Here is a 19,349-nt window from a genome sequence, read left to right on the forward strand (position 1 = left end):
ATGAGTTCGCCGGCCGCGGAATCCCTCGCCCGCATGCGCCAGGAGCTGGCCGGCAAACGTCAGGCGCTGGCCGAGCAATACCGGCAGCAGCGCAATCCCCAGGAATATCTGAAACGGCACAGCCAGACCGTGGACGCCGCGCTGCAGGCGCTGTGGGCGCAGTCCGGCCTGGACGGCGCCGCCAGCCTGATCGCGGTGGGCGGCTACGGCCGCGGCCAGCTCTTCCCCTATTCCGACATCGACCTGCTGGTGCTGCTGGACCAGCCGCCGTCGCCGGAGCTGGGCGAACGCGTAGGCGCCTTCATCAGCCTGCTGTGGGACGTGGGCCTGGAAATCGGCCACAGCGTGCGCACCGTCGAGGAATGCCTGACCGAGGCCCGCGGCGACATCACCATTGAGACCAATCTGCTGGAAAACCGGCTGATCGCCGGCGACGCCGCGCCCTGGCGGCGCATGAGCGCGCTGCTGGACCGCCAACGCGACCCGCTGGCCTTTTTCGAGGGCAAGACCCAGGAGCAACAGCAGCGCCACACCCGCCACTTCGGCGTCGGCAACAATCTGGAACCCAATATCAAGGAAAGCCCGGGCGGGCTGCGCGATCTGCACACCATTCTGTGGATCAGCAAGGCCATAGGCCTGGGCGACAACTGGGACGCGCTGGTGCGCCGCGGCATCCTGACCCTGGCCGAAGCGCGTCTGATCAAGCACAGCGAACGCCAATTGCTGGGCCTGCGCATCGAACTGCACTTGCTGGCGCGCCGGCGCGAGGACAGGCTGATCTTCGATCTGCAACAACAGCTGGGCCAGGCGCTGGGCCTGCAGGACACGCCGGCCAAACGCGCCAGCGAACAGGCGATGCAGCTGTATTACCGCGCCGCCAAGACCGTCAACCAGCTCAACGGCATCCTGCTGCCCAATCTGCGCGGCCGGATTTATTCGCAAGTGCCGCGCGTCACTCAGAACCTGAACGAACGCTTCTACTCGGTCAACGGCATGCTGGGCATCCGCCAGCCGGACGTGTTCGAAAAATACCCGTCCGCCATCCTGGAAGCTTTTCTGATGCTGCAGCGCAACCCGGAACTGAGCGGCTTCGCGCCGCGCATGTTGCGCGCGCTGTGGCACGCGCGCAGCCACATCAACGAGCGCTTCCGCAACAACCCGCGCAACCGCGAGCTGTTCCTGCAACTGTTCCGCGAGCCCAACGGGCTGACGCGCTGCCTGCGGCGGATGAATCTATATGGGGTGCTGGGCCGCTACCTGCCCAATTTCGGCCACATCGTCGGCCAGATGCAGCACGATCTGTTCCACGTCTACACCGTGGACGAACACATTCTGATGGTGGTGCGCAATCTGCGCCGCTTCGCCAGCAGCGCCTTCACCCACGAATACCCGCTGATGTCCCGGCTGATCAACGACTTCGAACGCCCGGAAACCCTGTATCTGGCCGGCTTGTTCCACGACATCGCCAAGGGCCGCGGCGGCGATCATTCGGCGCTGGGCACGGTGGACGCGGCGGACTTTTGCCGCCAGCACGGCTTGCCGGCCGAGGACGGCGAGCTGGTGGCCTGGCTGGTGGGCCAACATCTGACCATGTCCAGCGTGGCGCAGAAGCAGGATATCTACGACCCGGAAACCGTGCGCCGCTTCGCCGAGCTGGTCGGCACGCCGCGCCGGCTGACCGCGCTCTATCTGCTGACCGTGGCCGATATCCGCGGCACCAGCCCCAAAGTCTGGAACGCGTGGAAAGCCAAGCTGCTGGAAGACCTTTACCACGCGGCGATGCGCCAACTGGTGCGCGGCGGCCAGTTGGACGTCGCCTCGGAGCTGGAAGAACGCAAACACCAGGCCCAGGCGCTGCTGCGCTTGCACGCGGTGCCCGGCGGCGTGGAGGCCGCGCTGTGGCAGGAGCTGGACACTGTTTACTTCCTGCGCCACGAGGCCAAGGAGATCGCCTGGCACGCGCGCCTGCTCAACCGCTTCGTCCACGCCGAGCAGCCCCTGGTCCGCGCCCGGCTGTCCGACGACCACGAGGGCATACAGGTGCTGATCTACACCCGGGACCGGCCGGAACTGTTCGCCCGCGCCTGCGCCTTCTTCGGCCGCACCCACTACAGCATCGCCGACGCCAAGGTCTACACCACCCGCCACGGCTACGCGCTGGACACCTTCCACGTCTTCGTGCCCGAGCATCATGACGGCGATTACCGCGACATGATCAATTTCATCGAGTTCGAACTGGCCGAATGCCTGCGCCAGGAGGGCGAACTGAGCTTGCCCGCCTCCGGCCGCATCAGCCGCCACCTCAAACACTTCCCGATCACGCCGCAAATCCTGATCCGCCCGGACGACAAGGCCAGCTTCTACGTGCTGTCCATCGTCGCCGGCGACCGCCCCGGCCTGCTGGCCCGCATCGCCAAGGTGCTGTCCGACTACCGGATGAACGTGCAATCCGCCAAGATCATGACCTTGGGCAGCCGCGCCGAGGACTCTTTCCTGATCTCCGGCCCCGGTCTTAGCGACGACAAAACCGTGCTGGCGCTGGAAAACGCCTTGCTGGCCGCGCTGCGGCTGTAAGCGCCCGTTTAACGCCAGGCGGGCAGGCGCCAGACAAAGCGTTTGCGGCCATGGCGGCGACTCTTCGTAAATACTCATGCCGCTCATGAGCAAAGCGCTTCCCCGCTTACCCCTATCTTGCGCGCCAGGTCTTGAATAGACCCAAAACGCAAGCCGCAAACCATCAGGCATACTCATTAGATCAATCAGAAAAATGCATTGTCATTGTCATTTTTTTGCGTTTTGCATACAGATTTGACGCTGATCAATAATTTACTTGTCATCGACTGAGATTTGGGATTACACATTCAGCGTTCCCCATCGGGAGCAGCCCTTCCGCACCAAGGGCAACCAACCTGGACCAAAGGCGCGCCGTCGAGCGACTACAAGCCCGGTCCAAGGGCCCTGCCCAAGCGCAGGCCCGCGCGGTACTTCTTCAGAGGAGAAGTGAATGTTTGCCAAGCAATACACGGCCGCACTGGTGTCCGCCGCTTTCTTCAGCATCGCGGCGCAAGCAGCAAACCTCAACTGGCAATCCACCAACACCCTGGCTCACCCGGTACAGACGCTGACCCCGCAGGCGCAAGACAGCGGCGAAGTCGCCGCCGGCCAGAGCGTCCACGTCGCGGTGGCGCTGAAAGTGCGCAACAAGGCGCAGCTGGACGCGCTGACCCAGGACATTCTTCAAGGCCGCAGCAAGCGCTACCTGAGCAAGGCCGAGTTTCTGAGCCAGTTCTCCCCCACCGAGGCCCAGGCGCAAACCGTGGTCAAACACTTGCAGGCCAGCGGCTTCCGCAACATCAAGGTGGCGCCCAACCGGCTGCTGATCACCGCCGACGGCAGCGCCGCCACGGTCAAGGCCGGCTTCCAGACCTCGCTGCACCGCTACGACATCAATGGCCGCCAGGCCTTCGCCAATGTCGCCAACGCCCAGGTGCCCGGCGCGCTGGCCGACATCGTGCTGGCGGTGCACGGCCTGCAGAACGTGCATCAATTCCACACCGCGCTGCGCCATCCGACGCCGCAGGCCTTCAAGACGACCAGCGTCAGCGGCCACGCTCCCACCGACTTCCCGTCCATCTACAACGCGAACAGCCTGCCGCCGGCCAGCAACACCACCGTCGGCATCATCGCAGAAGGCGACCTGAGCCAGACGCTGAGCGATCTGCAGGACTTCGCCAGCGGCGCAGGCTACGGCGCGGTGGCCACCTCGGTGATCAATAGCGGCACGCCCAGCAGCGACACCTCCGGCACCGAGGAATGGAACCTGGACAGCCAGGACATTCTCGCCGCCGCCGGCGGCGCGGTGCAGCAGATGAACTTCTACGTGGCCCCGTCAATGACCAACGCCGACATCACCGCCGCCTTCAACGCCGCGGTCAGCGACGGCACGGCCAAGGTGGTCAACGTTTCGCTGGGCGAATGCGAGACCAGCGCCCAGAGCGACGGCATGACCGCCAGCGCCGACCAGATCTTCCAGGCGGCGGTGGCCCAGGGCCAGACCTTCTCGGTGTCCACCGGCGACTCCGGCTCCTACGAGTGCGGCGGCCGCACCGCGCGCCAGAGCTACCCGGCGGTGTCGCCCTACGTGATCGCGGTGGGCGGCACCACCCTGTCCACCAGCGGCAAGACCGCGTATCTGTCGGAAAGCACCTGGAACGGCGGCGGCGGCGGCCCCAGCTACACCGAGAACGCTCCGGCCTGGCAAAGCAGCGCCGGCGTGCTGACCATTTCCAAGACCAAGCGCGGCGTGCCCGACGTCTCCTTCGATGCCGACCCCAATAGCGGCGCGCTGGTCCTGGTCAACGGCGGCACTTCGCAGATCGGCGGCACCAGTCTGGCGGCGCCCTTGTTCACCGGCTTCTGGGCGCGGATAGAGTCGGCCAACGGCAACAACATCCACTCGCCGGCGCCGTCGATCTACAAATACTTCAAGGCCAACCCCGCGCTGTACCACGACGTCACCAGCGGCAGCAACGGCGCTTACAGCGCCGCCAAGGGCTGGGACTACACCACCGGCTGGGGCAGCCTGAACATCGCCAATCTAAACGCCTTCATCGCGCGGACCCCCGGTTTTTAAAGCAGCGCTCTCTCGCCTTGAGCCCCGGTCCTCCGGGGCTTTTTTGCGCCCGGCGGCGGCGGCGGCTAAGATGGGCCCACCTCGCGCCGGAAACCAAACATGAAAATCCCGCCCTCAGCCGCCGTCCATCTGCTGCACCGCTGCGTCCACGCCAGCCTGGCCACCCACAGCACTCAACTGGCCGGCTATCCCTACGCCACGCCGATACCCTGCGTGCCCGACCTGCGCCACCGGCCCACGCTCTGCCTCAGCGCGCTGGCCGAGCACAGCAAGAACCTGCAAGCCGATCCGCGCTGCAGCGTGGCCTTGCTGGACCCGGCGGCGGCGTCCAGCCAGAGCGGCGCGCGCCTGACTCTGCTGGGCGATATGGAAGCCTTCCAACCCACGCCGCTGGAACTGGCGCGCCATCTGCGCTACCAGCCGGAGGCCGAAGACTGGCTACAGCTGGACTTCGCCTTCTACCGGCTGCGGCCGCAACGGCTGCGCTATATCGAAGGCTTCGGCCGCATGGGCTGGCTGGAGGCCGAGCAGTGGCTGGACGGCCCGACGCTGGAGCCGGAACAAGAGGCTGAGCTGCTGGCGCAAAGCGCCACCTTGCCCGCCGGCGTCCGCTTGCTGGGGGCAGACTGCCACGGCATCGATTACGAGACCGCCGCCGCGCGCCGCCGGCTGGCCTTTCCCGCCGCGTTGGCGGCGGACGAACTGGCCGCCCGCTGGACAGCGCTCTGCGCGGCGCTGGCATGAAAAACGGGAGCCTGTCGGCTCCCGTTCGCGCACTCTCCGGCGGCGCCGTTCCGGCGCGGCCGCTCACTTGAACAACATATGGCCCAGCTTGCTGGCCTTGGTGTCCAGATAACGGTCGTTGTGCGGATTGCGCCCCACTTCCAGCGGCACCCGTTCCACCACGTCGATGCCGGCATTGCGCAGGGTTTCGATCTTGCGCGGATTATTGGTCATCACCCGCACCCGCGACACGCCCAGCTGGTCCAGCATGTGGCGGGCGATGCGGAAATCGCGCATGTCGGCGGGGAAGCCCAGCCGCTCGTTGGCTTCCACGGTGTCCGCGCCGCCGTCCTGCAGCTGGTAAGCGCGGATCTTGTTGATCAGGCCGATGCCGCGGCCTTCCTGACGCAGATACAGCAGGGCGCCGCGGCCTTCGGCGGCGATGGCGGACAAGGCCGCCTCCAGTTGGAAGCCGCAGTCGCAGCGCAGCGAAAACAGCGCGTCGCCGGTCAGGCACTCCGAATGCAGGCGCGACAGCACCGGCTCGCCGTCGTCTATCGTGCCCAGGGTCAGCGCGACGTGCTCGCGCCCCCCCACTTCCTCAAAACCATGCATGGTGAACTCACCCCAGGGGTGGGCAGCTTGCAACTGGCGATGTACTCCATCCTCGGCTCATCAGCGCTGAGCTCGACAGCAGGCAATGACATTGTTTCTCCGCTAAACCTGATGAACGCGCCTGAATCCGCGCGCGATAATCTTTATTAACTGTGGTCGGCTTCCGGATTTTCAAGCGCCAGCGGCAAGGCGGCGAAAGGCTCGGCCAGCACAATGGCCAACGCGGCCAGCCACACCAGCCGCTCCGGCGTGAAGAAACCGGCGCTGGACGCCTCGGCGTCCAGAATGCCCAGCACATTGTCGTCCTGACCCAGCACCGGCAGGCAGACCTCGCTCATCACCTTGGGGTCGCACTCGTAATAGCCGCCGCCCTCGGCGCGCCAGGCTTTGACGTCCTCGATCAGCACCGCCCAGCCGGTCAGGCCCACCCGGCTGTTGTTGCTGTACTCGGCGAAGGCCTCGGTCAAAGGAAACTCCGCGCGGCTGGGCACGCCCTGATAAGCCAGCTTGACCAGCTTGGCCTGCTGGCCCTTGCCTATCTTGCGATACACGCCCAGCCAGTCCGCGCCCACCTTGAGGTTCACCGACTCCACCAGCGCCAGCAGATTGCGCAGCGCCGTCGTCGCCTCCGGACTTTCGCCGCCGAACAGCGGCGCCAGGTCGTAAGGCTCGTCGGCCAGTTCCTCGAACAAGGAGCAACTGCCGTCCTCGCTCAATTTGGGCACCCGGTAGCGGTACAAATCCTGCCGCGCCGCCGGCTTGTCCGCGTTCAACACCGCGGACAGGGTCAGCACCGCGATCTGCAGCTCGGTGCGATCCAGATCCAGGCTCTGCTCGCGCAGATAGTCGGCCAGTTGGCTTACGGGTATCATGACTGTGCTCCTGAAGGCGGCCGCGCCGCCCGATGCGAATGAATATCGAAACCCAGCAGGATACCAAAAACCGCCCCGCGCTGGCCAACCCCAGCCCAGAATAAAACACCATGCCCGCCATTCATATTCCCTACCCGCCTCTCGTGATCAAGGCCGGCGCGCACGCCCGCAAGCTGCTGGCGCGCCAGGGCCTGCCCGCCGCCAGCGTGGCCACCCTGCCCGGCGCCGCCGGCGGCCCCAAGGCGATAGGCATCACCGGCCTGGACCAGGCGGTGTTCGAATGGCTGAACCGCAGCCCGCGTCGGCGCGAGCTGGTCGGCGCCTCCATCGGCGGCTGGCGCTTCGCCTGCGCGATGCAGGCCGAACCGCGTCAGGCGCTGGCCCGGCTGGCGGAGCGCTACACCGCTGAAACCTACGCGGCCAAGATCGGCGTGGCCGACATCACCCGCCAGACCCGCCTGATGCTGGACGAGGTGCTGCCGCCCGAGGCGCGCGGCGCGCTGATCGATCACCCTCACTATCAGCTTAGCCTGTTGCTGGTGCGTTCCCACGGCCTGCTCGCCAGCGAGGCGCGCGCGGCGCTGCTGGGCGGTCTGGCGCTGAGCGCCGCGCTCAACGCCGTGTCCCGCGGCCTGCTGCGCCACGCCTTCAGCCGGGTGATCTGCCACGACCCGCGCAGCGACTTGCGCTTCAAGCCCGCGGACGACATCCCTACGCTGTGCCAACCGCTGGGAATGGACAACCTGGACGCCGCGCTGATGGGCACCATCGCCATTCCCGGCGTGCTCAACGGCGTACAGTTGCCGGGCGCGCCGGCGGCCACTTATCGCGACGGCGGCCTGACCGACTACCACTTGGACTTTCCCTTCGCCCAGGGCGACGACATCGTGCTCTACCCTCATTTCACCGAGCGCATCGTGCCCGGCTGGTTCGACAAATTCCTGCCCTGGCGCCGATCCAATCCGGCCCACCACGCCAACACCGTGCTGATCTCGCCGTCGCGCGACTACCTGGCGCGCCTGCCCGGCGGCAAACTGCCGGACCGCAACGACTTCCACCGCTACCTGGGCCGGGACGCGCAGCGTCAGCAGGTCTGGCGCCAGGCCACCGCCGAGAGCCAAAGGCTGGGCGACGCCTTCATGGCGTGGCTGGAACGGCCGGACCTGGGTCAGGTTCAAGCGCTCTAAAACAAAAAGAGCCGGGAATCCCCCGGCTCTTTTCATTCATGCCTCAGACACGCCTCAACCGGCGCGGGCCCAGCACGCCTCGTCCGACATATTCACCGGCGTCGCCAGCAACTGCACCACCACGTCCCGCGTTTGCGCGCCCTTGCGCACGCGCACGGTGATCTGGTCGGCCACGCCTGGCTGATCCTGATCACGGCGGTAGTTGAAGGCGCCGTGGTCGGCCATGACGGCGCGGCCCAGCTTGGGACCGCTCACCAGGCTATAGCCGTCCGGCTCGCCCACGCCTTGCAGCTGGCCGCGCAGGCAGCGCACAGGGCTGGAATAGCTGAGCTTGGCCAAACCCAGCTGGGCGTCGCCGCCGCCCGGCTTCGACGGCTGCGACGCGGCCGGACCCAGCGGGCCTTCGCAGCGCAGCGCCGCGCGCTTGGCCTTGAAGTCGTAGTCGGTGGCCGCGCAGTTGAGCGCCATCATATTGTTGATGCCGCTGCCGCGCAGCAGGTTCTGCAAGGCGGAGTCCAGGGTCTTGTCCAGCTCCTGGCGCGCCATGGTGGCGGTGCCGGAGCGCAAGGACAAGACGCCGTCGCATTCGAAGCGGCGCAGAGCGCTGCGTTCGCCGTCGGCCCAGACGCGGCACGCCACCGGCAGATGACGGCGCATCGCGCCCTCGATCGCGCCGATCTCGCCGGCCTGCCACTCCGCCTGTTTCAGCCAGTCCACGCCCCGCTCGGTCGAGGTATTGCCCAGTTGACCGGCGCGCTGCGCCTCCACCTGGCGGCCCACATAATCGTGGAAGCCCTGCACCAGACCGGCGTCGCGGCCCATTTCCGCCACCAGGGCATCAAAGCGCTTGACGTCGTCGGCGCGCAGCGAGGCCAGGATCTCGGCGATGCGGCCCGGCTGTTGCTGGTTCAGGTAGTAGAACCACAAGGCGGAATGGCTGTAGAAGTCCCAACCGTCGCTATAGCTGGAACGCATGATGCGGGACGGTTCCAGATAGCTTTGCGGCCAGCCGTTGGCCACCACGTCCACCACGTGGCCGCGCACCTTGATGCCGTCGCGCGACGTGCTCCAGGCCATGAATTCGGCGAAGCCCTCGTCGTACCAGGCCATGCGGCGGTCGTCGCGGTAGAAGTCCGAGCTGCCCCACATGCCCGGCTGGATGAAGCGGCCGGACAGATAGTGCACGTACTCGTGGCGCACCAGTTCTTCCAGGCTCAGATAGCTCTCGCGCGGCACTTCGCGCTGGAAGGTGTAGAAGGTGCCGTCCTTTTCGATGTAAATGCCGCCGTTGTCGGTGGACAATTCATTGAGCAGGCCCTGGAAGCGCTGGTAGGCGGTCTTGCTGCCGTAGATCACCATGCGCAATTTGGCGTTGGTGTCGCCGTTCACCGGCTGGCTGATGCCGCTGACCCGGCCCAATTGCGCCTGCACCTGCTTCATCGCGTAGTACAGCGGCTCCACTTCGGCCAGCGCCAGCGGGGTTTCGAACACCAGATTGCCGTTGTCAAAGCTCCAGCTATGCGGGAACAGATGCGTTTTCAGCTCCTGTTCCGCCTGGCAGATGCCGTAGCGCTCGCACGGCACCTTGCCCAGCTTCTTCAAGGCGTACACCGCTTCCGCCCACGAAGCGCCGAACTTCTCGCCGCCCAGCAGGCCGGCCACCGCGTCTTCCGCCAGTTTGGCGGTGCGCGGGTATTGCATGAAACGGCCGGTTTCGCGCACGGTGTTCAGATACATCTGTTCGTCGGCGAAGGCCGGCTGTCCGGCGCGGGTCAGCCCTGCCAGGCTGGTCGCCAGCGCGTCCAGTTGACCGGCGCCCGCCTTGTCGGCGAAGCCCTCGGTGTAATGCATATTGAACAGGGTGGTCTGCATCGGATGCAGCGCGATGCGCGCCCAGTTGTTCTTAGCCGCGGCGTTGTAGCGGCCGAAGAAGCGCTGCAGCAGCGGCAGCGCGTATTCCTGCTTGCGCACCGAATCCGCCAGAATCATGGTTTCCGCCACCGACTGACGCAGATCGGTCGCGAGATACCAGGCGTCGTGGTCGCCGCTGCCGTCGCGCACCGGCTCGCTCCACAGCGCCGGATTTTCCGCCAGCGCGCTCACCGCCTGCATCACCGGCTCGTCCACCGGACGGCCGTAATCGCCCACTTCCGCGGCGTGGCTGTACTGGGTGAAGTAGCCGGCTTTCAGGAACACCGCCAGCGGCCACAAGCCGTTGGCGCTCTTGCCGTCCCAGCTTTGCGCGCGGGCGCGGGCCTCGGCCGCCACTTCCCGCATATTCGCCGGCGACACCACCCGGTAGCTGAAGGCGTCCGCCTGGAACAGGCGGTTCATGCACGTGCCCTGCACGCTGGCGACATAGCGCGCCAGCGCCGCGCCGGACAACTGGCCCAGCTTGGCCTCCTCGCAGGCGGCGTACTGCGGCCCGGCCGCGGCCTCCTTGGCGCGGCGCGCGCCGGTCTGCTGCATCGGACCTTGCGGCTTGGCGCCGGGACCGGCGCCGTCGGCCGGCGCGCCGGGCGGCAGGCCGTGCGGATAAGACGGTTTCTCCGACAAAGCCGGAGAATGCGAGGAGTGGCCGGCCTGAGGAAGATTGGCCTGCGGCGCCGGCTGGCTGACCGCTGTTTTTTCGGAATCGCTGACGCAACCGGCCAATAAGGCGGCCGCCATCACGGAAAGACTCAGTGCGCGCACGCCGCTGAGCGAAGCTGTTTTTATCATGACGCTATCCAAGACATTAATAATGTCGCATCAATATTCAGATGCGCATTTCAAATCATATAGAATAGCCATCGTCATGAGAATTCAGTTTAAAATAAAACACTCAATTTAAACCATAATTACAACATTGGTATTTTTACCCTGTTTTTCACCGAAAAAAGGGCGTAAAAAAAGCCGCGCAAGCGGCTTCGATAAAGTTTGTTGCCCAGCCAAAGGGACAGGCGTCAATGCCTGGCCTCGCGCGCGGCGGCGATCACGTCGTAATCAAACAGACGGTTGGCGTCGTCCTCGTCGTAAACGTAATGCTGGTTGCAATAGTCGCAGACGATTTCCACGCTGCCCTGTTCCAGCAACACCTCGCCCACCTCCTGGCCGCCCAACATCTTCAGCATGTCGCCGACGCGTTCACGGCTGCAGTTGCAGGCGAAGCTCACCGTCTCCTGATCGAACACCCGCACCGTTTCCTCGTGGAACAGGCGGTGCAGGACGTCCTCGGCCGGCAGGCCCAGCAGTTCGTCCGCCCTCAGCGTGGCGCCCAGCATCTGGATGCGCTCCCAGCCTTCCGGATCGCCATGGCCTTCCGGCAGTTTCTGCAACAGCATGCCGGCGGCGGTTTCGTCGCTGGAGGCCAGGATCAGCCGAGTTTCCAGCTGCTCGGAACGCAGCATGTAGTTCTCCAGCATCTCGCCTATGCTGTCGCCCTCCAGCGCCACGATGCCCTGCCAGGTTTGCGCCTTGTCCACGCGCGGCTCCAGCGTCACCACAAAACGCCCGTGCCCGCCCAGCAAGGACTGGATGGAAGCGTCGTCGGCAATGCCGTCGTCCCACTTGGCGGTGGCGCGGATGGTGCGGTCGTTATTGCACTCCACCACCGCCAGCTTCAGGGCGCCGGCGCCGTGAAGCTGCAGGATCAGCGCGCCGTCGAACTTGAGGTTGGCGGCCATCAGCTCGGCCGCCGCCATCATTTCGCCGACGATCTTCTTCATGGCCGGCGGGTAGCTGCGGCGGGCCAACACCTGCTGCCAGGCGCCGTCCAGGCGCACCAAGGCGCCGCGCACCGGCGCGCCGTCAAACAAAAATCGTTGCAATCTGTCTTGTGTGCTCATGCTGTGTCTTTCTTTTCCTTGTCCGCCGCCAGCTCTACGGTATAGACCGTCATCGGCATCGAAGAGCTGACGTCGAATTCGCAGCCGGCGCGCACGCCGATTTCGGCGATTTCGCGCGCGCTCAGCGCCTGGTCGTACACCGCGTACATCGCGCCCATCGCGAACTTGCGGCCGGAGCCTATCGCCCAGATGCGGGAAAACTCATAGATCTCGCGCATGGGGTAAACCCCGAAAATACCGTGACGGTTGGCGATCACCACCATCATCTGGCTGGATTCGTACGGATCTTCCTCGTCCTCCTCGGGACGCAGGTAGAAACCGTCCTTCAGCTTGGGATGCAGTTTGCGGAAGGTCTCGAAAATGCCCTGGCGGCTGCTCAAGTCTTTTTTCTTCAACTCCTTCAGCGCGCCTTGCAGCACCAGGTCGTGCGCGGCCGAGCCGGAGATGGCCAGATAGCTGTCCCCGTGCTGGAAAATCTTGTTGTGGAAACAATCATAGCCGGCCAGCAGCTTCTGGTCGTCGCCAAAAGTGGTCTGGCTGTCTGCGGCGATCGCAATCTGATCGCCCTTTCTTACCGCCACGATGGTAGTCATCCCTGCGCCTTTTTCGTCGATGGCGGCCCCGGGTTCGGCGGCCGCGCAAAACCGCCTATTGTATCGGCTTACGCCCGGCAACCCAAGCTTTGCGCCCGCGGCCGGCTTTGGGGGAGATGGGGACCGCCGGCGCGAATCTCAAGGCCGCAGCGCGGCCGCAACGAGATGACAAAGCGGGTTTTTATCGATACAATGATATTGATTCTCATTTACAAAAAAGCCATGCAATTCCACGCTCAAGACTTTCCCATCGTCTGGCTGGATCGCCGCCGCCCGGATGGACAGCAGCCCACCGACATCTTCGCCACGCTGGACCAGCTGCTGCTCCAGCAACGCCCCTTCGTCTTCATCGCCAAGGAACCGGCCCCCACCGAGCTGGACCTGCACGCGCGCATCATCCGCAAGATGGCGGCGCTGTGGGTCAAGGACAACCGGCTGCAAATCCGCCAGCTGATCCGGGGCACCATCGTGATCGCTCCTCTGACCGACCAACAGCGCTATCTGGACGAGTTCGCGCCGCGCTTCGAAAAATTCTGGGGCTATCCGCTGCGCCACCGCCCGGACTGCGACGCGGCGCTGAACCTGGCGGCGGAACTGCTGGCCGGCCCGCCCGCCGTCGGCCACGCTCTCAGGCGTCGCGCAGTTCGAAATCGTGGCTGATGTCGGCGGTCTTGCCCAGCATGATGGAGGCGGAACAGTATTTCTCCGCCGACAGCCTGATCGCCCGCTCCACCGCGTCCGCCTTCAGTTCGCGCCCGCTCACCACAAAGTGGAAATGAATGCGGGTGAACACCTTGGGCTCCTCCCCGGCGCGCTCGGCCTCGATCTCCACCCAGCAATCGCTGACCTGCTGCCGCGATTTCTTCAGAATGGTGATCACATCGTAGCTGGTGCAGCCGGCGGTGCCCAAGAGCAACAGCTCCATAGGCCGCGGCCCCAGATTCCTGCCGCCGCCCTCCGGCGCGCCGTCCATCACCACCGCGTGACCGCTGCCGCTTTCGCCCAGAAAACACACGCCGTCCACCCACTTCAACCTGGCTTTCATCCCCGCCTCTCCTCATAGTAGGAATTCCGAAACGGCCTAGCCTAACATCCGGATTTGGGCGAACAAAGATTCACCGGTAAAATAGAAAGATTGTCCCGCTATATCCGAGCTGCGCCCAAACATGCTGGTACTAGGTATTGAATCTTCCTGCGACGAAACCGGAGTCGCTTTGTACGACACAGACGGCGGCCTGCTGGCCCACCAACTGCACACTCAGATGGCCATGCACGCCGAATACGGCGGCGTGGTCCCCGAGCTGGCCAGCCGCGACCACATCCGCCGCGCCATCCCGCTGACCGAGGCCTGCCTGGCCGAGGCCGGCAAGACCCTGGCCGACCTCGACGCCATCGCCTACACCCAGGGCCCCGGCCTAGGCGGCGCGTTGCTGGTGGGCGCCAGCGTGGCCAACGCGCTGGCCTTCGGCCTGAACATCCCGGTGCTGGGCGTCCATCATCTGGAAGGCCATCTGCTGTCTCCTCTGCTGGCCGAGCCCAAGCCTGAGTTCCCCTTCCTGGCCCTGCTGGTTTCCGGCGGCCACACGCAGCTGATGGCGGTACGCGGCGTCGGCGACTACCAAATCCTGGGCGAAACCCTGGACGACGCCGCCGGCGAGGCCTTCGACAAGACCGCCAAACTGCTGGGCCTGCCCTATCCCGGCGGCCCGCTGCTGTCGCGGCGGGCCGAGGAAGGCGACCCGGCCCGCTTCACCCTGCCGCGGCCCATGCTGAACTCCGGCGATCTGGACATGAGCTTTTCCGGCCTGAAAACCGCGGTGCTGACGCTGAGCAAGCAGGTGGCGGACGCCGACGGCCACATCGACGAACAGACGCGCAAGGACATCTGCCGCGCCTTCCAGGAAGCCATCGTCGAAGTGCTGACCAAGAAATCGCTGGCCGCGCTCAAGCAGTGCGGCATGAAGCGGCTGGTGGTGGCCGGCGGCGTCGGCGCCAACAAGCAGCTGCGCGCCGCGCTGGACGAGGCCGCGCGCCGTCGCCGCTTCGAAGTCTTCTATCCTCCGCTGGCGCTGTGCACCGACAACGGCGCGATGATCGCCTTCGCCGGCGCGATGCGGCTGAAACACGCCCAAGCCCCCGGCAGTTACTCGATCAAGCCGCGCTGGGATCTCAGCGCGCTGCCCCCGGCCTGACCCACACCCATGCGCCGCGCCGGCCGCGAACGCCGGCGCGGCCGTTCGGACTCCTATGATTCAACTCAAAAACCTCAATCTGCGCCGCGGCCTGAAAGAATTGCTGCTAGGCGCCAACCTGACGCTCAACCCCGGCTACAAGACCGGCCTCACCGGCGCCAACGGCGCCGGCAAATCCAGCCTGTTCGCGCTCTTGATGGGCGAATTGCACGCCGACAGCGGCGACGCGTTGCTGCCGCCGCACTGGACCATCGCCCATGTGGCGCAGGAAACGCCGGCGCTGGAACGCTCGGCGCTGGACTACGTGCTGGACGGCGACCATGAGCTGCGCCAGCTGGAACAGGGGCTGCGGGACGCCGAAGAGCGGCACGACGGCAACGCCATCGGCCATCTGCACGGCGAACTGGCGCGCATCGACGCCTACGCCGCGCCGGCGCGCGCCGGCAAGCTGCTGACCGGCCTGGGCTTCGACGTGGACGCCCAGCAACGGCCGGTGGCCAGCTTCTCCGGCGGCTGGCGCATGCGCCTCAACCTGGCCCAGGCGCTGATGTGCCGCTCAGACCTGCTGCTGCTGGACGAACCCACCAACCACCTGGACCTGGAAACCGTGCTGTGGCTGGAAGACTGGCTGCAAGGCTATCCCGGCACCCTGCTGATGATTTCCCACGACCGCGACTTCCTGGACAGCGTCTGCGACCACATCGTCGAAGTCGCCAACCAGGAACTGACGCTGTACACCGGCAACTACAGCCAGTTCGAAGTGATGCGCGCGGAAAAACTGGCGCGCCAGCAAGGCGAATACGAAAAGCAGCAGCGCCAGATCGCCCACCTGGAATCCTTCGTCAACCGCTTCAAGGCCAAGGCGTCCAAGGCTCGCCAGGCGCAAAGCCGGGTCAAGGCGCTGGAAAAGCTGGAGCGCATCGCGCCGGCCCACGTGGCTTCGCCGTTCGACTTCCACTTCGACAGCCCGGACAACCTGCCCAATCCGCTGCTGAAGCTGGAACAGGCCGACGTCGGCTACGGCTCCGCCACCATTCTTAGCGGACTGAATCTATCGGTGGAGGCCGGCGCGCGCATCGGCCTGCTCGGCGTCAACGGCGCCGGCAAATCCACCCTGGTCAAGCTGCTGTCCGGCGACCTCGCGCCGCTGCGCGGCGAAGTCGTCAACGCGCAGACGCTGAAGATAGGCTATTTCGCCCAGCACACGCTGGAAACCCTGCGCGAAGACGAGACGCCGCTGCAGCATATGCAAAGACTGGCGCCCACCACGCGCGAACTGGAGTTGCGCAGCTTCCTGGGCGGCTTCAACTTCCGCGGCGACGCCGCCACCGATCCGGTGGGCCCGATGTCCGGCGGCGAGAAAGCGCGGCTGGCGCTGGCGATGATAGTCTGGCAAAAACCCAATCTGCTGCTGCTGGACGAACCCACCAACCACCTGGACCTGGAAATGCGCCACGCGCTGACCATGGCCTTGCAGGATTTCAGCGGCGCGCTGATCGTGGTATCCCACGACCGCAGCCTGCTGGAAGCCACCACCGACATCTTCTGGCTGGTCAGCCACGGCAAGGTGCAGCCCTTCGACGGCGATCTGGAGGATTATCGCCAGTGGCGGCTGACCCTGCTCGCCGACGCCGGCAAGCCCTCGTCCGGAGACGCCCAGGGCCTGAATCGCAAGGAACAGAAACGCCAGGAGGCGGAAGCGCGGCAGCGGCTGTCCCTGCTGCGCAAACCGCTGCAGAACAAGCTGAACAAGCTGGAAAAGGAACTGGACCAGCTCAGCGCGGCGAAAGCCGAACTGGACGGCTTCATGGCCTCCGCCGACGCCTACGAGGACGCCAACCGGCAACGGCTGGCCGACGCGGTGCGCCGCCAGGGCGAGGTGGCGACCCGTCTGGCCGAAGTGGAGGAAGCCTGGCTGGACGCCCAGACCGAACTGGAGGCCTTGGAACAGGCGGAATGAAGGCGGCGGCGGCCCGGGTTTTCCACAGCAATCGCCGGATAACTGTGTGGATAACCCCGGCCGGACGCCAAAAAAACTTTTGCAATTAGCCACTTGCCTCTTACGCTTATAAAAAAGGCAAATCCGGGGAACTTTCCCACCTTGCCAATGGGCAAATCTGGTGACAGCATGTGGATAAGACCGGCAACTCCATGATTGCAAAAAACAAATGACTGCCGCCCATTTTTTAAGCAAGGCCGCGCAACGCCTTCCCCGCCGCCACGCATGCCCGTCGCCCATCCGACGCGTCCTGCTTGCCGGCCTGCTGCTCGCCGGCGCCGCCGCCGCCGAGCCCCCCATCCGGCTCAACACCCATCAGCAAGCTCCGCTTTCCTTCCGCAAGGAGGACGGCAGCGCCGACGGCCTGGCGGTGCAAGTGGTGCAATGCGCGCTCAAACAACTGCAACGCCCCTACTCCATCGCCTTCCTGCCGTGGCCGCGCGCGCAATGGCAGGTGCAGCACCAGCAGGCCGACGCCTTCTTCACCGCCACGCCGTCCGCGGAGCGCGACGGCTACGCGGTGTTGTCCGCCCCCATCCTGCCTTACGAGCGGCGCTGGTATCTGCTGAAGGACAATCCGCAATCCCCGTCCGGCAGCGATTTCAAACGCCAGGGCCGCACCGCCGCCTTCAACGGCTCCAATATGGACGACTGGCTGCGCGAACACGGCTACCAACTCACCTCCACCCCGCCCAATAGCGAACAGCTGGTCAAGATGCTGCTGAGCCGCCGCGTCGACGCCATTCTCGGCAACGCCTACGTGGTAGACGCGCTGATCGCCAAGATGGGCGTGCAGGAGCAGCTGCGCAGCGAACTGGCGCAAAGCCTGCCCTTCGGCGTCTACTTCGGCAAAGCCTTTCTCGCCCGCGAATCGCCGCAGTTCCTGACGCAATTCAATCGCGCGGTGCAAACCTGCCGCGCCAAATAAAAAAGCCGCCATCTCTGGCGGCTTTTCAATGCGGCTTGGCTGCGGATCAGACCGGAGCCGGCTCCTTCATCAGCAGCGTGGACAGCTCCGCCAGCTTGCGCTTCAGCTCGCGGCGGTCCACCACCATGTCCACCGCGCCCTTGCTCAGCAGGAACTCGGCGCGCTGAAAGCCTTCCGGCAAGGTTTCGCGCACGGTTTGCTCGATCACCCGCGCGCCGGCGAAACCGATGCGCGCCTTGGGTTCGGCCAGCACCACATCGCCCAGGAAGGCGAAGGAGGCCGACACGCCGCCCATGGTCGGGTCGGTCAGGATCGAGATGAAGGGCAGCTTGGCGTCGGTCAGCAGCTGCAAGGCCGCGCTGGTCTTGGCCATCTGCATCAGCGAGTTCAAGCCTTCCTGCATCCGCGCGCCGCCGGAAGCGGCCACGCAGATGAAGGGCGCCCTGGCCTCCACCGCGGCGCGCACGCCGCGCACGAAGCGCTCGCCCACCACCGAGCCCATGGAGCCGCCGATGAATTTGAATTCAAACGCGGCCACCACCACCGGCATCGATTCGATGCTGCCCTGCATCACCACCAGCGCGTCGTCCTCGCCGGTGTCGCTCTTGGCGGCGGTCAGGCGGTCTGGATACTTCTTGCTGTCCTTGAACTTCAGGATATCCACCGGCTTGACCTCTTCGCCCAACTCGCGACGGCCTTCTTCATCCAGCAGCAGGTTCAGACGTTCGCGCGCGGTCAGCGGATGGTGGTGATTACACTTGGGACACACCTGCAGATTGCTCTCCAGATCGGTGTAATACAACACGGCTTCGCATTCCGGGCACTTGCTCCAAAGCCCCTCCGGTACCGCGGAAGGTTTGTCGGCGCGGTTGTCGCGCTTGATCTTCGGCGGCAGGAGCTTATTCAACCAGCTCATGCTGACTCCTTGATTCTTGGGCCCGCCGCCAAACGGCGGGCACAGTAAAACGGGGGCTGAGCCCCCGCAGTGTTCTATCGGATGGCGGCCTTCAGTTCGGCCACCAGACGGGTTAACCGCTCTTTGGCGGTTTCGGGTGTCGCCGCCTCAATTTCCTGCACCAAACGGCTGCCCACCACCACCGCGTCAGCGGCGGCGGAGATCGCCTTGGCTGTCGCACCGTCGCGAATGCCAAAGCCGACGCCTATCGGTACGGTCAAATATTCTCTAAGGGCAGCAATTTTACGCGCTACGTCGTCAATGTCCAGATGCCCGGCGCCGGTCACCCCCTTCAGAGACACATAATAGACGTATCCGCGCGCCAGTTTGGCGATTTCCGCCACACGTTGCGGCGGCGTGGTGGGCGCGATCAGAAATACCGGATCCAGGCCGTTGGCGGTCAAGGCCGCCGACAGATCGGCGGATTCCTCCGGCGGGCTGTCCACAGTCAGCACCCCGTCGACGCCGGCGGCCTTGGCCGCCGCGGCGAAGTCCTGATAGCCCATGGCGAACACCGGATTCAGATAACCCATCAGCACCACCGGGGTGTGATCGTTGTCGCGGCGGAACGCCGCCACCAGCTCCAGCACCTGGCGCAGACCCACTTTGTGGACCAGAGCGCGCTCGGAGGCGCGCTGGATCACCGGGCCGTCGGCCATCGGATCGGAAAACGGCACCCCCAGCTCGATGATGTCGGCGCCGCCCTCCACCAGACCGTGCATCAGTTGCACGGTCAGCTGCGGCGACGGGTCGCCGGCGGTGATGAAAGGGATCAGCGCCTTGCCGCCGGCCAGCGCTTCAAAACATTTGGCGATACGTGACATA

At 65.3% G+C, this 19,349-nt stretch carries 15 protein-coding genes and 1 pseudogene; 8 read left to right on the forward strand and 8 right to left on the reverse strand.

Translation table 11 applies throughout. The annotated features are described in order from the left end of the window. The 3 genes from HQN78_RS08685 to HQN78_RS08695 all read left to right on the forward strand — a co-directional run bounded on the left by HQN78_RS08685 (position 1) and on the right by HQN78_RS08695 (position 5,377). Positions 1-2,574 (forward strand): [protein-PII] uridylyltransferase, encoded by a 2,574-nt coding sequence (locus HQN78_RS08685; protein ID WP_227103596.1) that lies wholly within the window; start codon positions 1-3, stop codon positions 2,572-2,574. 430 nt (positions 2,575-3,004) lie between these two features. Next, positions 3,005-4,633: a protease pro-enzyme activation domain-containing protein gene (locus HQN78_RS08690; RefSeq protein ID WP_107798752.1), complete on the forward strand. Its 1,629-nt coding sequence runs from the start codon at positions 3,005-3,007 to the stop codon at positions 4,631-4,633. Positions 4,634-4,732: 99 nt separating this feature from the next. Beyond that, positions 4,733-5,377, forward strand: coding sequence for a HugZ family protein (locus tag HQN78_RS08695; protein WP_235089019.1), 645 nt, complete (start codon positions 4,733-4,735; stop codon positions 5,375-5,377). A gap of 63 nt (positions 5,378-5,440) precedes the next feature. Here HQN78_RS08695 and ribA read toward each other — a convergent pair. Together ribA and HQN78_RS08705 are read right to left on the reverse strand one after the other, a co-directional pair. Further along, positions 5,441-6,021, reverse strand: a pseudogene (ribA, locus tag HQN78_RS08700) (GTP cyclohydrolase II). 96 nt (positions 6,022-6,117) lie between these two features. Beyond that, the gene (locus HQN78_RS08705; RefSeq protein ID WP_235089020.1) at positions 6,118-6,843 is read right to left on the reverse strand and encodes a GAF domain-containing protein; all 726 of its coding nucleotides are present in this window, start codon (positions 6,841-6,843) and stop codon (positions 6,118-6,120) included. A 110-nt stretch (positions 6,844-6,953) separates the two neighbouring features. Here HQN78_RS08705 and HQN78_RS08710 point away from each other — a divergent pair, with 110 nt between their 5' ends. Beyond that, positions 6,954-8,030 (forward strand): hypothetical protein, encoded by a 1,077-nt coding sequence (locus HQN78_RS08710; protein WP_235089021.1) that lies wholly within the window; start codon positions 6,954-6,956, stop codon positions 8,028-8,030. 54 nt (positions 8,031-8,084) lie between these two features. On the opposite strand, the gene HQN78_RS08715 is transcribed toward HQN78_RS08710, so the two are convergent. From HQN78_RS08715 to HQN78_RS08725, 3 genes are all read right to left on the reverse strand, one after another. Beyond that, the gene (locus tag HQN78_RS08715; RefSeq protein WP_235089022.1) at positions 8,085-10,751 is read right to left on the reverse strand and encodes a collagenase; all 2,667 of its coding nucleotides are present in this window, start codon (positions 10,749-10,751) and stop codon (positions 8,085-8,087) included. 224 nt (positions 10,752-10,975) lie between these two features. After that, on the reverse strand, positions 10,976-11,857 hold the full coding sequence (hslO, locus tag HQN78_RS08720; protein ID WP_107798746.1) for an Hsp33 family molecular chaperone HslO: 882 nt from the start codon (positions 11,855-11,857) through the stop codon (positions 10,976-10,978). After that, entirely contained in the window at positions 11,854-12,450 is a 597-nt protein-coding gene (locus HQN78_RS08725) for an MFS transporter (RefSeq protein WP_107798745.1), read from the reverse strand. The genes hslO and HQN78_RS08725 overlap by 4 nt, the downstream gene beginning before the upstream one ends. 222 nt (positions 12,451-12,672) lie before the next feature. Here HQN78_RS08725 and HQN78_RS08730 point away from each other — a divergent pair, with 222 nt between their 5' ends. Then, positions 12,673-13,110, forward strand: a complete 438-nt coding sequence (locus HQN78_RS08730) for a hypothetical protein (protein WP_146176588.1) — start codon at positions 12,673-12,675, stop codon at positions 13,108-13,110. On the opposite strand, the gene HQN78_RS08735 is transcribed toward HQN78_RS08730, so the two are convergent. After that, positions 13,079-13,495 carry an OsmC family protein gene (locus HQN78_RS08735; RefSeq protein ID WP_235089023.1) on the reverse strand — a complete coding sequence of 139 codons (417 nt, stop codon included), beginning with the start codon at positions 13,493-13,495 and terminating at the stop codon, positions 13,079-13,081. The genes HQN78_RS08730 and HQN78_RS08735 overlap by 32 nt on opposite strands. A 121-nt stretch (positions 13,496-13,616) precedes the next feature. Between HQN78_RS08735 and tsaD the strand changes: the two genes are divergently transcribed. From tsaD to HQN78_RS08750, 3 genes are all read left to right on the forward strand, one after another. Next, positions 13,617-14,642, forward strand: coding sequence for a tRNA (adenosine(37)-N6)-threonylcarbamoyltransferase complex transferase subunit TsaD (gene tsaD / locus HQN78_RS08740; protein WP_235089024.1), 1,026 nt, complete (start codon positions 13,617-13,619; stop codon positions 14,640-14,642). A gap of 55 nt (positions 14,643-14,697) precedes the next feature. Next, on the forward strand, positions 14,698-16,602 hold the full coding sequence (locus tag HQN78_RS08745; RefSeq protein ID WP_235089025.1) for an ATP-binding cassette domain-containing protein: 1,905 nt from the start codon (positions 14,698-14,700) through the stop codon (positions 16,600-16,602). A gap of 208 nt (positions 16,603-16,810) precedes the next feature. Next, entirely contained in the window at positions 16,811-17,569 is a 759-nt protein-coding gene (locus tag HQN78_RS08750) for an ABC transporter substrate-binding protein (RefSeq protein WP_235089026.1), read from the forward strand. A 46-nt stretch (positions 17,570-17,615) separates the two neighbouring features. Here HQN78_RS08750 and accD read toward each other — a convergent pair whose 3' ends face one another. Together accD and trpA are read right to left on the reverse strand one after the other, a co-directional pair. After that, positions 17,616-18,485 (reverse strand): acetyl-CoA carboxylase, carboxyltransferase subunit beta, encoded by an 870-nt coding sequence (accD, locus tag HQN78_RS08755; protein ID WP_235089028.1) that lies wholly within the window; start codon positions 18,483-18,485, stop codon positions 17,616-17,618. A gap of 74 nt (positions 18,486-18,559) precedes the next feature. Further along, the gene (trpA, locus tag HQN78_RS08760) at positions 18,560-19,348 is read right to left on the reverse strand and encodes a tryptophan synthase subunit alpha (RefSeq protein WP_107798738.1); all 789 of its coding nucleotides are present in this window, start codon (positions 19,346-19,348) and stop codon (positions 18,560-18,562) included. Position 19,349 lies beyond the last annotated feature (1 nt).

It is taken from the genome of Chromobacterium sp. Beijing (genome assembly GCF_021496765.1).
GTDB lineage: Bacteria > Pseudomonadota > Gammaproteobacteria > Burkholderiales > Chromobacteriaceae > Chromobacterium.

Coding starts and splice junctions, on each gene's coding strand:
- HQN78_RS08705 (WP_235089020.1), bottom strand. CDS start 6,843: ATGATACCCGTAAGCCAACTGGCCGACTATCTGCGCGAGCAGAGCCTG.
- HQN78_RS08745 (WP_235089025.1), top strand. CDS start 14,698: ATGATTCAACTCAAAAACCTCAATCTGCGCCGCGGCCTGAAAGAATTG.
- HQN78_RS08750 (WP_235089026.1), top strand. CDS start 16,811: ATGACTGCCGCCCATTTTTTAAGCAAGGCCGCGCAACGCCTTCCCCGC.
- hslO (WP_107798746.1), bottom strand. CDS start 11,857: ATGAGCACACAAGACAGATTGCAACGATTTTTGTTTGACGGCGCGCCG.
- accD (WP_235089028.1), bottom strand. CDS start 18,485: ATGAGCTGGTTGAATAAGCTCCTGCCGCCGAAGATCAAGCGCGACAAC.
- HQN78_RS08730 (WP_146176588.1), top strand. CDS start 12,673: ATGCAATTCCACGCTCAAGACTTTCCCATCGTCTGGCTGGATCGCCGC.
- trpA (WP_107798738.1), bottom strand. CDS start 19,348: ATGTCACGTATCGCCAAATGTTTTGAAGCGCTGGCCGGCGGCAAGGCG.
- HQN78_RS08735 (WP_235089023.1), bottom strand. CDS start 13,495: ATGAAAGCCAGGTTGAAGTGGGTGGACGGCGTGTGTTTTCTGGGCGAA.
- HQN78_RS08725 (WP_107798745.1), bottom strand. CDS start 12,450: ATGACTACCATCGTGGCGGTAAGAAAGGGCGATCAGATTGCGATCGCC.
- HQN78_RS08710 (WP_235089021.1), top strand. CDS start 6,954: ATGCCCGCCATTCATATTCCCTACCCGCCTCTCGTGATCAAGGCCGGC.
- HQN78_RS08690 (WP_107798752.1), top strand. CDS start 3,005: ATGTTTGCCAAGCAATACACGGCCGCACTGGTGTCCGCCGCTTTCTTC.
- tsaD (WP_235089024.1), top strand. CDS start 13,617: ATGCTGGTACTAGGTATTGAATCTTCCTGCGACGAAACCGGAGTCGCT.
- HQN78_RS08695 (WP_235089019.1), top strand. CDS start 4,733: ATGAAAATCCCGCCCTCAGCCGCCGTCCATCTGCTGCACCGCTGCGTC.
- HQN78_RS08685 (WP_227103596.1), top strand. CDS start 1: ATGAGTTCGCCGGCCGCGGAATCCCTCGCCCGCATGCGCCAGGAGCTG.
- HQN78_RS08715 (WP_235089022.1), bottom strand. CDS start 10,751: ATGATAAAAACAGCTTCGCTCAGCGGCGTGCGCGCACTGAGTCTTTCC.